7 protein-coding genes, 1 tRNA gene and 1 pseudogene are annotated in these 9,815 nt (G+C 57.9%); 3 read left to right on the top strand and 6 right to left on the bottom strand.

Features of this window, described 5'->3' with window-relative positions:
* Positions 1-171 precede the first annotated feature (171 nt).
* A tRNA-Cys gene (locus ACRESD_RS16480) sits at positions 172-245 on the bottom strand.
* 212 nt (positions 246-457) lie between these two features.
* Positions 458-2,737, bottom strand: a complete 2,280-nt coding sequence (locus ACRESD_RS16485) for an acylase (protein ID WP_431751899.1) — start codon at positions 2,735-2,737, stop codon at positions 458-460.
* A 237-nt stretch (positions 2,738-2,974) separates the two neighbouring features.
* Here ACRESD_RS16485 and ACRESD_RS16490 point away from each other — a divergent pair, with 237 nt between their 5' ends.
* Complete coding sequence (locus ACRESD_RS16490) at positions 2,975-3,355, top strand: fe2+ zn2+ uptake regulation protein (protein ID WP_431751900.1); 381 nt, start codon at positions 2,975-2,977, stop codon at positions 3,353-3,355.
* 15 nt (positions 3,356-3,370) lie between these two features.
* On the opposite strand, the gene ACRESD_RS16495 is transcribed toward ACRESD_RS16490, so the two are convergent.
* Positions 3,371-3,565 carry a hypothetical protein gene (locus ACRESD_RS16495; protein ID WP_431751901.1) on the bottom strand — a complete coding sequence of 65 codons (195 nt, stop codon included), beginning with the start codon at positions 3,563-3,565 and terminating at the stop codon, positions 3,371-3,373.
* A gap of 171 nt (positions 3,566-3,736) precedes the next feature.
* Between ACRESD_RS16495 and ACRESD_RS16500 the strand changes: the two genes are divergently transcribed.
* Together ACRESD_RS16500 and ACRESD_RS16505 are read left to right on the top strand one after the other, a co-directional pair.
* Entirely contained in the window at positions 3,737-3,871 is a 135-nt protein-coding gene (locus ACRESD_RS16500) for a hypothetical protein (protein ID WP_431751902.1), read from the top strand.
* Positions 3,872-4,047: 176 nt separating this feature from the next.
* Entirely contained in the window at positions 4,048-7,566 is a 3,519-nt protein-coding gene (locus ACRESD_RS16505) for a membrane-targeted effector domain-containing toxin (protein WP_431751903.1), read from the top strand.
* Here ACRESD_RS16505 and ACRESD_RS16510 read toward each other — a convergent pair whose 3' ends face one another.
* The 3 genes and pseudogenes from ACRESD_RS16510 to ACRESD_RS16520 all read right to left on the bottom strand — a co-directional run.
* Complete coding sequence (locus tag ACRESD_RS16510; protein WP_431751905.1) at positions 7,567-8,307, bottom strand: ABC transporter permease; 741 nt, start codon at positions 8,305-8,307, stop codon at positions 7,567-7,569. It lies immediately after the preceding gene.
* Between the two features lie 11 nt (positions 8,308-8,318).
* Positions 8,319-9,518, bottom strand: coding sequence for an ABC transporter substrate-binding protein (locus ACRESD_RS16515; protein ID WP_431751904.1), 1,200 nt, complete (start codon positions 9,516-9,518; stop codon positions 8,319-8,321).
* Positions 9,505-9,815, bottom strand: a pseudogene (locus tag ACRESD_RS16520) (ABC transporter ATP-binding protein); the annotation flags it as partial. The gene ACRESD_RS16515 and the pseudogene ACRESD_RS16520, both read right to left, overlap by 14 nt.

Consider the following 9,815-nt stretch of genomic DNA (forward strand, 5'->3'; position numbering starts at 1 on the left):
GACCAGCATCTTCAGCGCTTTGCCATTGCAGCTGTCTGCGGCTCGATGAGGAGAGACATATCGACGTCGATGTCTCAAATTTACCGGCAAAAAGGTAGGGTTGCGGAATCGATGATCAAATCCCAGACAATAAAAAACCCCGTAGACATTAATCTACGGGGTTTCCAAGAGTGGAGGCCGAGGTCGGAATCGAACCGGCGTAGGCGGATTTGCAATCCGCTGCATAACCATTTTGCTACTCGGCCTCAAACGATCAATGCCTTTGTTGCTGGCACTCACCGTATAAAAACTTGAGTGGGCTATAAAACCCTGCCTCTACTCTAAATCATTGAATACATTGAAGTTTTTAATGCTTCGTTGCGTTCGATGGGCGCCATTATGTACTCATTTGCTTTTGCCTGCAACCCCTTGATTTCAAAAATATTTCGTACTGGCATCAAGGAGTTGCGGGCGTGTCTTACTCCTTGATGCGTTGCTCGCGGTACTGCGGGTCAGCCTGGATCTGGGCGTCGGTGAACGGCAGTGGGCGCAGTTTTTTCTCTGAGAAAGCTTGGGTCTGGTCCTTGGCGTGTGGCGACGTGGGGTCGCTGGATTCAGAGAACGCCAGTACGCCGAGGGCTTGGGGGCCTTTGTCGTCGAAGGTCACGATTTGCAGGTAGCTGGTGCCACTGACCACTTCGCGTTTGCCGTCGGCACGGGGTACGGTTTGCATGGCGTTGTAGATGCCCAGTTGTTGCGGGCCGCCGTGCATCGGGGTTTGGCCGGAGACTTGGATGTCGCCCCAGCGGGTCAGGCCGAGTTTGCTGACCTCTGCAGTCGATGTGAGCATGGCTTCGCGCAACGCCTTGGCCACGGGCGCACGGTCGATGGCTAGGCCGCGGGGCGTGGTGAGCGGTTGGGCCGGGTTGAAGGCAATGCGCCAGGCGTCTGGGATCTGCTGCAGGTGTTCTACCAGGTTGATGAAGTGCACCAGGCCCAGGCCGCTGTCGAGATTGGCGCGCTGGTCCCAGTTTTTCAGGCTGGTGCACAGTGGCTGCAGTGCAACCGCGTCCGTGCCCAGGCGTTTGGCGCAGAACTCAAGCAAATCGGGCATGACTTGGCTGGCAAGGTACACCTCGTTGTCCATGACCATGTTTTGCAGGTCGGTGACGGTGATCGGTTGTTTCTCCAGGGATTGCAGGCGCTGCACGGCGAAACGGGCACGTGGGCCGAGGCCAATATGGTCCTGGCTGATCACGGGTGAGAACCCGGTCAACGGCGCCTTGGGGTTGGCCAGCCACGCCGAGTCGTTGGAATGCTGCACGTAGTCGCTGCGTTGCAGTTGCGGCAGTTGCTCGGCCGGGAAGATGCCAGGCTGGGCCGCACGCGGGTCGACGTCCCAGGCACAGGCGCTGTGGGCGCCGTCGAGCATGATCATCTGCAGGCCGGCCCGAGGGTCGCTGCATTGTTTGAGTTTGGCGGCGCTGACGTTGGGCACCACCGACAGGTTCATGTACAAACTCTGGCCCTGGTCGTCGGCGGCCAGGGTGTTGACCCACGGGATGCCTTGCAGGGAATGGACAGAGGCTTGCAGCTCCTTGAGGCTGGCGGCGCGGTTCATCGCATACCACTGCTGCAAGACGCGGTTATTGCCCAGGTTGGCGTCGCGTAGGCTGAAGGCGTAATGGCTGTCCCAATCCAGCTTGCCGGGCCATTGCACCACAGGACCGAACTGCGAGCTGTAGACCGTCTGCACCTGAGGCTTGAGGCTGCCGTCCGACTGCTTGACCTGCACGGTGACCGGGGTTTTATCCAAAGGGATGGATTGACCATCGAGCAAGTAGCGTGTGGAATCCTTGGGGTCGAGCGTCAAGCGATACAAAGTGAAATGCTTGGAGGTGTCGACCGTATGGGTCCAGGCCACATGCTGGTTGAACCCAATATTGATCACCGGCAAGCCGGGCAAGGCAGCGCCCATCACGTCCAATTGGCCAGGAATCGTCAGGTGCATCTCATAAAAGCGCATGCCGCCCACCCAAGGGAAATGGGGGTTGGCCAGCAGCATCCCACGACCGTTGAATGAACGATCGCGACCAACAGCCACGGCATTGCTGCCCCGCTCAAGGTTGAAGCGCTGCTGACGCTCAGCCGCCAGCTCAAAGACTTTCGCGTCATGCTGCACACGGGCTGTGGCTTGAGGTGGCCTTGCGCCAACCAGCGCTTCGGCGAATTGGCCGACACCGCCCTCCACCAGCAACCGGCGTGTCAGTTTGACCAAATCTTCAACCACCAGCGGCCTCACCCACGTTGCCTGACAGTGGTTTGGCGCGCCCTGCTCTTTCAGATAGCGGTTGTAGCCGGCCACATAACCTTGCATGCGCTGCTGCATTTGGAAGCTTTGCGCCTTCCAGAAAGCGCCAACGGCCTCAGGGCTGTTGAGCCAAGTGAAAAATACATCGCTGGCCAGGTTGTTGCGCTCTTCCAGCGTCGCCTGCTCCGGGCCGAAGTAACGGGCGCGCTCGCCGTTCACGGTCACCACTTCATTGGCCAGTAAACACAGGTTGTCCTGGGCATAGGCGTAACCGATGCCGAAGCCCAGGCCGCGTTCGTCATTGGCGCGAATATGCGGCACACCGTACGTGGTGCGGCGTATTTCCGCCGACGCCTGCGCCACCTGCTCGCGCGCCGACGCGGCAACGCTCAACGCCAGCAGAACCCCTGCCACATACACCCTGGCCAACCCGTTGGAAATAATCACGCAAGCTCCACAGTCAAATTGAACACCCCACTGGCGGGCATCTTCCCCACCGTAAGGACGCATACAACCCGAAACAATTTAGCCAAGCTGGGCTGATTCGCAGCGTTTGACCTGTGACAAACGCGATACCGACAAAATTTCTACATCTGTCGCTTCATGATTTGCGTCGCTCGTTCGTCTTACTGACTAAGAGCGCCATCATTTTCCTGATCAGGCTCTGATAAGGAGTTTTTTTGCATGTACAACTCGCAACTGCCCACGGACGGACACTCACAGGCTGCCGACGCCAATTTCAGCGCAGCGCCCCAAACGCTTGGCAAAGTTCCCGACCAGCAAGGCAACCAACGTATTCGCCATTTGCTCAAGTGTTTTGGCCTGCGCACCAGCCTGATTCGACTGAAAGTCATCGACGCCCTGCTCACTGCCGCAGACAACCAGCGCACCCTCGGGGTACGCGGTGTGCACAGCCATTTGCTGGAGCTGGGCATCCCGTTGTCGTTTCTCAGCGTGCGTGAGGTGCTCAAGCGCCTGTGCAGCGAGGGCGTGATCACCCTCAATGCCGATAAAAGCTACAGCCTCCACGAAGAGGCTGCCAAAGTGCTCGACGGGCGTGCCTGAGGTACGTCCTTGAGATCAGAAGTGAGGCTTGACCTTGCGACGCATGATGCCGTTGATGATGACCACGATCACCGCCACGGCAATGGCGATGTACTGGAACGTCTTCTCACTGATAACCCCAGTGTTTTGCAGGTACGACAAACCAAACATCGTCGCCAGTACTGCCAGGGCTATCAGAATCGAATATTTCAAACGTTGCTTTTGAGTCATGACGGGTTCCTGAACCTTGAGAATGTATCCACTTTGTACCGCCGAGCATGCCAAGCACATACCCGTTAGTGGGGATGGATGGGAGTCGGCAAGGTCCTATGTTACAGGCGATGTAAAAGTTTGGCTCGTACCACGCCTGATAGAGCCTGTAAGTACTTAGAGGATTTTGAAATGTTCCGTCGAATCACACTGCTGATTCCATTGCTGATCATGCTGAGCATGAGCGGCTGCTTCTTCTTCCCACACGGTGGTGGCGGCTGGCATGACCACCGCTATGACGGCGGCCACGGTTACGAACACCGCTGATTACACGTTGGTCTCGCTTTCCTGACCTGAAGGCGAGACCTGCTGATTTTTCTTCTCACACTTACCCAACTGTCCGCCAGGAACGTCTGTCGCTGATTCGCACACCCACCGGAGCGCCCAACGCACCTCTGCGTTGCTGTTTTGGCTCCTTCGTGTGCACTTCAGTGAGAGAAATAATGACGATTTCCTTCAGTCGTTCCGCGTCACTTACCTATCCCCTGCCGTCTCTTGATCCGGTAAAGACGCAGCAACCCGCACCGCAATCTCGTGTAACACGCTCCCCACCCAACGCCCCATCACCTGACGGCCGATTAGCACTGAATACCGCCTTGGGCGATCGGCGTGACCTGCAAAAGCTGGTGCATGCACTTCGTACAGTCGTCAAGACACTCCCCGAGAACGCCGAAGCCGCAGCGGTGTTGGCTGCCTTGAAAGAAACTCACGTAGCAATCGACCCGCACTCGTCACTTCGCCGCGAACAAACGTTTACACAGCACGACGTCAGTCTTGACACTTTCCTCCAGGCCAAGGGAATTCGTCCGCCAACCTCAGTGGCAGACCTGCAGACGCTGGCTGACACCTTCGCCGACCACTCCCTGACTCACCCACTGGGCAATTTCGGCGGTGCCTTGTCGTGGGCATTGCCCCTGAGCGTGGCAAACCAACGCAAAGTGTTTGACGTGGTCGCCTGTAACAGCGCCAACCTGGAAGGCCTGCCTCTGCAAACTCCTCGTTTGGGCGCTTTGGATTACCTCACCAGTGCAGTGTCACTGTCGGCAAGCGACATACAAGCCCCGGACAAAGCACTGGAAAAACTGCTCGACACTTCAAGATCGCAGGCCCTGGGTGAAGCAATCCAGCGCGATATCCAGGGCATCGCCACCCAAAGCAGCATCAACGATTACGTATTGGCCGCCATCCATCTAGGGCTTGAACCTGAATCTATCGAGTCCCCCAAAAGAAACAACGTAGCGGGCTTCAACCTGGCGGCGCATGCCTATTTCGGCAAATCACCCGCAGACGTCATCGAGGCGTTGACCGATCACCTGAGAAACAGCGGCAGAACGTCAAGTGACAACGCAGAACTGGGCGCCCGCTTGTTACTGGCACGCGTCGCGCCACAGTTTCTGGTCAAGGACATCCCTGCCGGGGTGGACATGGGAAGCCAGGCATGGACAAATCTATGCCTTGCGGTGTCACGCATCGAAGCCGAAACACCCGGCAAGTCCGCGTTAATGAGCTTCGGCGAGGTGATGCTGGCTGCCGACGAAATGCCGCCAGTCAGTGAGTCGACACAAAAAGCCTTGTTGATTGACTGGGCCATTGCCAATCAGGTCGTCGATGAGCACATGGACGAGACTTACTCCAACGAAGACGTCGAATTAGCACGAGTAGCCTTCAACCAGCAGCAGAGCGATCTGAAAACCGCATCCGAGATGCTCGAGACCCCAATGCCCAACCGCAAAGCCATGGCCTTGGCGCTGCTCAAAAAGACATTCGGCGACGGTATCGACTTTGAGCATAAGGCTTTGCGAATAAACTATGGGAGCGAAACCCCTGGCCCTCGTTTCAGCGATCCCTATTCAATGCTGGACATCACCATGCAGGGGCTGAAGCTCAACGACAGCTGGCAAGTGTTCGCAAACAACACCCTCGATCTCCAAGCGTTCACTGCCTTCACCCAGCGACCTGAATTCAACATTCCTGCCACCTTCGATAAAGCCTTCAGTGAGGTCACCAAGCACTACAAAGATATCAAGCAGCACCTGATGATGAATGCCATCACGCACCTGCCCCTGGAAGACCGTACGCAACTCAATTACGGCAAGTTGAGATTCTTCAAAGAAAACTCATACAAGACGTCACTGATTCCATTCGTCGATGACAGCTTGTTTCATTCCAGCACCACGATACAGGTGCAAGCCGAGCACAACGGTCAAACTCGGTCTTATGCCTTCGACACCGAGAAAGGCACCATCAAAAAAATCCTCACTCGCCCGGCAGATCGCAAGCCGGAATATGTCTCCAATGAAGTGAACAAAATCGAAGAGTTCTTCCCCGATGCCAACGCTCTGGCCCTCCAGGAATACCGAACGATTTATCACAGGCCCAACCACTTCCAGAACCCGCGTATCCAGCAAGTCGCGGCAACGGTCGTCAAGGGCTTGGGTATCGACAGCGCTGCTGTCAGGCGCCAGGCAGAAGGCCGTACACCCGCTGAACAACGTAGTGACACGTTGAGTTCGATGGGTGAGTTCTTACTCGATCTTATCCCGCTCCGGTCAGCCATCGTCAATTTGAGTAATGGCAACTACAAAGACGCCGCTGTCGACCTGGCACTGGATGTATTCGGCTTCGTCACCGCGGGCTTGGGTATGGCGGGAAAACTGGCGAAAGTCACCGGTAAAACCAGTAACGCGCTCACGAAGGTGGTTCAAGGCAGTCGAATAATCGGCGCCACCGCGGTCAACGCATTCAACCCGCTGGGTGGTTTGGGCGACCTGGCGGTAGGTGCGGGCAAGCTTGCCGTACAAAGCACCAACGCTGTGTCTACAGGCATTCAACGTTTGCGCGGCATGGGCAACGGTGCCGACTTGGCGTATGCCAGCTCACGGTTTGATGCGGCAGCCACCGGGGTACTCAAGGTGGGTGATCAGACCGTCGTGGGAAGCGCCGTCAAACACAACGATCACTGGTATGCATTCGATGCTGACCGCTTGCAGCCTTACGGCCCTCCTCTGGAAGGCTTCAACCCCACGGACACCTTGATGCCACATCCCCTCAAGACCTACACCCACACCCCTCAACGTGTTCAGCCCTACGTGGTGCGCCCTCCTCACCCCCACGTAGGCGCAATCAAAGCCCCACTGCCTGCCGGGGATTATGTTGAAAACACAATGGGCAAACTGGTACCGGGGCACTTCATCCCTGGCAATGGCATGGAGCAGACAAAGGCCTACTTCACCCAACAAATGGAGAATTACCACAACACGATAAAGGCCGGTGGCGCCTTACCAGCACCGCCAACGCTACCTGCTCTGCCTAAGCAAATTCCGCCGCAGGACCTGATTACCGAAGCGTTGAAGGTTTCGCAAGGATTGGTGTTCGGAGAAAGCCACTCACAAATGGCCAGTTTCAAATTGCTGATGGCCAATATGCAAACCTTCAAGACGCAAGGCGTCAAAAAGGTCTACTTCGAGGGCGTCATCGACCTCCCGCCCTTTGGCGCCGTGGACGATGGCATCAGCAGTTTGGGGAGCACAAAAAATGGCCGCTCGAATCCGACGTTCAAACAGCTTCGCGATGAGTTCAGGAAAAACGGTATTGAGGTCTTGCCGTTGGACCATTACTACCTGACGCGGCACAAGGATGAACGACCGTTGCGCAGCCGCACCATTCAGGGCGTCAACTCCGACATACGCCTGAAAGAATTCAATTATTTTGCCGCCGAAACTATCCAGTCAAACTCCGGTACGGAGAAATGGATCGCCCTGGTGGGCAACGCGCACATGAACACCTCGGAAGGCGTGACAGGTCTGGCGGAGTTGACCGGCGCCGTGGGTATCGGCGTGTTTGACAACAAGAACGTACCGGCCTCCGTGGGTTTCAGAGATACCCGGCACGTTCCTGACCCCAATCAACCCTTAAAGCGCACAGACCTCCCCGGCAATTTGCATATCTACATGAAGCCTTAGTCAGTGCACCCAGCGCTGGTGCAGCCATCGCGCCAGCGCATCCAAGGCAAACCCCAGGAGACCGATCAACACCACCATCGCCATCAATTCCGAATACGCCAGCCGATCCCGGGTGTCGAGAATGTAATACCCCAACCCCGCACTGACGCCGAGCATTTCGCACGGCACCAGTACGATCCACAAAATGCCGATGGCTAGGCGCACGCCCGTCAACACATGTCCCACCACGCCGGGAATGATCACGCGGCGCAACGTCTCCCAGCGCGTGGCACTCAAACTCTTGCTCAACTGCAACCAACGCGGGTCCAACTGACGCACGCCGGCGGCAGTATTGAGCATGATCGGCCACACGGCAGCAAAGGCCAGCAGGAAGTAGATCGGCTGGTCCCCAACGCCCATCAGCATCACCACAATGGGCATCCAGGACAGCGGTGAGATCATCCGCAAAAACTGAAACGCCGGGGTAGTCGCCGCCTCCAGGTTGCGCGAACTGCCCACCAGTAAGCCCAGCGGTACACCGATCAGCAATGCCAGAAACAGGCCGACGAAGATACGCTTGAGGCTAACGGCAACATGCAAGTACAGATCGCCACGACCGAGCAATTCCCACAGGCTGCTGAACGTGGCCGTCAGGGAAAACCGCGCCGACAAACCGTCAGCCTCGCCAAACACCTTCACCCCAAGCCACCACAACAGCAGCAAGCCCGCCAAGCCACTCAACCCGAGCAACCAGCCCGGGATTCTGCGGTTATTCAAACGCCGATCTCCTCGTGCCGCTCAAAGCCATCCGGCAAGCCGAAGGTCTTCATGCCGCCGACGGCCTCGATGGCGTTGCGCACGAAGCGGTCATCCACCAGGTCCTTGGCGACGAACGCCGGATCGAGGTCGGCGAGGAATTTTTTGTCGCCTTCGATCAATGTGTCTTTCAGGCGGCGCACCAACTCTTCGGTGTAGCTGGGGAACGGGTAAGGCTGGAAGTCGATACGGTGTTCGTCCCAGTTGGCATGCTGGATCGCACCATCGGCCAGGTAAGCGGCGCGGTCAGCCGCGGCCGGTGCCAGGACCTTGCTCAACACCGGCTCCGCGTGGGGCGTGTAGCGGTTCGGGCCGTCCTTGGACAGCAACTTCACCGCCTCTTCGCGGTTGTCGCGGGTCCACACCTGGGCCTTGACGATGGCGTTCACCACCTTCTGCGACCACTCCGGGCGGTTGGTCAGGTCGTGCTCGTGCATGAATACCACGCAGCACGCATGGTTGCGCCACACATCGCCGGTAAAGCGCTGCACGCGACCGACCTTGAGGTTCTCCGCCAAGGCGTTGAACGGCTCGGCCACGATGTAACCGTCAATGCGCTTGCTGGCCAGGGCCGGAGGCATGTCGGAAGGCGGCAACACGATCAGGTTGACCTCGTTGGCCGCAATCGCACTGCCCGCTGCGCGCGCCACCGGTGTCAGGCCGTTGTCGCGGAACAGTTGCTGCACCACCACGTTGTGGATCGAGTACCAGAATGGAATCGCCACCGACTTGCCGCCCAATTGCTTCACGTCGCTAATACCGGGAGCCACGGTCAGCCCGGAACCGCCCACGTGGTTCCAGGCCACCACCTTGGCCGGCACTTTACTGCCATAGCGTGCCCACACCGTCATCGGCGACAACAGGTGAATCACGTTGACCTGCCCGGAAATGAACGCCTCGATCACCTGGGCCCAACTACGCAACAACACCGGACGTTCGGCCTTGATGCCCTCGGCCTCGAACAGGCCATTGTTGTGCGCCACCAACAACGGCGTGGCATCAGTGATCGGCAGGTAGCCGATACGCACAGGCGCGTCCGGTTCACTGGCGGCGCGAGCTTGCAGGCTGCTCAACAGCGGTAATGCACCGGCGGCGCTGAGCACCGCCGACAGTTTGAGAAAGTCACGGCGCGAGTGGGTCAGGTCATCCAGACACATGGCTAAGCTCCAGCAGTTCAAGGGGGTTGGGTTGAGGGCGGCTCGCCTGCCGTAAGGTTTTCAGAATGTCGATACGCAGCGCACCCATCGCCTCCACCTGCTCTTCCCGTGGCTGTGGCAGGTCGATGTGCCATTCGCCCAACGTCCGCGCCGGGCGGTTGCCCAGTAGCAGGATGCGGTCGGACAGCAGCAGTGCTTCATCAATATCGTGGGTGATCAGCACCGCCGCCGAACCTTGCTCGCGGTTGATCTTGAGTAACAGGTGTTGCATGTCGGCGCGGGTCACTTCGTCCAGGG

This window comes from Pseudomonas sp. (assembly GCF_050739995.1).
Taxonomy (GTDB): domain Bacteria; phylum Pseudomonadota; class Gammaproteobacteria; order Pseudomonadales; family Pseudomonadaceae; genus Aquipseudomonas.